Here is a 1752-nt window from a genome sequence, read left to right as displayed (position 1 = left end):
CCCTCCCACGCCGCCGCCTTCCACCAGGACGGCGAAGCCGACGCCCTTTCGAAACCCGATGAACCACGCGTGCGTGGGCAGGGGCGCCACGGTGCCGAACTCGGCGGTGCCTGTCTTGCCGCCGAGCCCGGGAACCTGCCTGCCGGCCTTCCCGGAGCCCTCCATCACGACGGCGCGCATCAGCGCGGACAGAGGCGTCCGGACACCTTCGGAGAGCGGGCTGCTCGGACCGCCGTCCAGTCCCTCCACGAGGTAGGGCGCGCGCCACTCGCCGGACTCCGCCGCCGCGGCGACCGAGGCCATGTGCAGGGGCGTCGCGAGCACCCGTCCCTGGCCGATGGCGGCGGCCGCCAGCTCAATGGCATCGGTGGGCGCGGGGAACGAGGCCCCGGCGGAAGTCAGGCCGGGGAAGTAGGGCACATCGAAGCCGAAGCGGCGAGCCGCGGCGCCCAGCGCGTCACCGCCGAGCCCCGTCGCCAGCGTCACGAACGCGGTGTTGCACGAGTGGGCGAATACCTGTCGCAGCGTGGTGTCGCCCAGGGACTCCCCTTCGAAGTTCCGGAAGGGCTTGGTGCGCACCATCGTCATGGGTGGGCACGCGACAGGAGAGTCCACCCGCATGCCTCGGGCGAGCAGCGCCTCCGTGGTGACGACCTTGAACGTGGACCCGGGCGGATAGCGGCCGGTGAGGGCACGGTGCAGTGGCTGCGAGAGCGGCCGGCTGGCGACGGCGAGGATGGCCCCTGTGCCGCTGTCCACGGCGACGAGGGCCGCGGGGTGTGTCACGCCGTCGAGCGCGGCCTCCGCGGCGGCCTGGACCTCGTGGCGCAGCGTGGTGGACAAGGGCGCGCCCGGCTCACCCTCGAAGTGGAAGAGGACCTGCGTCTTGCCCCAGGGGCGCATGAGCAGGACGTCGCCGGAGGGGCTGCCCGCGAGCTGGACCTCGTAGGCCCGTTCCAGGCCGGAGAGGCCCACGAGGTCACCGGGCAGATAGGTGGGACCCATCAGGGGAAGCAGCTCGGCCGTCACCTCGCCGATGCGGCCCAGGGTGTGGGCGGCGAAGCCGTCCTCTGGGGTACGGATGCTCTTGCGGCGGAAGAAGATGCCGGGCACGGGGGCCAGCGCCGGGCGCACCTGTTGGTAGCGCTCGGGCGGGAGGTCGATGATGGGCACGAAGCGGCTCGTCGCCGTGCCCGCCGCGCTCATCGCTGCGTCGAACCGCGCGGTGCTCACGCCGACCTGGGCCTGGAGCGCCGCAGCCACGTCCGAGCGGCTCCGGACGCGGGTGGGGTCGACGCCGATGGTGATGACCTCGCCTTGCAGGGTGAGGGGTGTCCCCCGCGCGTCGAGGATGTCGGCCCGCTGTGGTGCGGTGCGGGTGCGGGAGAACAGGTCACCCTCGCGGGCTTCTGGGTGCAGCGTGGAGGGAGTCCACTGGACGCGCCAGTGGCCTTGGTGCCGGACGAAGCGCAGCGCGCCCTCCAGCTCCCATTCTCCGAGCCCGCGCAGCAGATGCACGGCGCGGTAGGTGGCCACCCGGGCGTCGCCATCGCGCTGGAAGGGCCCGAGCTCGAACTGGGAGGAGACGATGCGCAGCCCGTCGCGGAACTGCTGGTGCATCACCTCGAAGGACGCGGGCGGGTTGACGGCGGCGCGCCGCATGGCGGCGACATCTCCCGCGGCCCAGGCGTGCAGATAGGCCTCGGCCTCGGCGACCGGGCCGGTGACGGCGGGGTCGGGGACGGGCAAAGG

1 protein-coding gene is annotated in these 1752 nt (G+C 73.1%); it reads right to left on the bottom strand.

Annotation, left to right across the window (positions count from 1 at the left end):
* Positions 1-1752, bottom strand: a 1752-nt coding sequence (locus G4D87_RS37370) for a penicillin-binding transpeptidase domain-containing protein (protein ID WP_240358928.1), incomplete at both ends; no start/stop codon positions are given.

The sequence above is a fragment of the Myxococcus vastator genome, from assembly GCF_010894475.1.
GTDB lineage: Bacteria > Myxococcota > Myxococcia > Myxococcales > Myxococcaceae > Myxococcus > Myxococcus vastator.
Note: the sequence above shows the minus strand (reverse complement) of the source record. Positions and strands in the feature narration are given on the sequence as shown.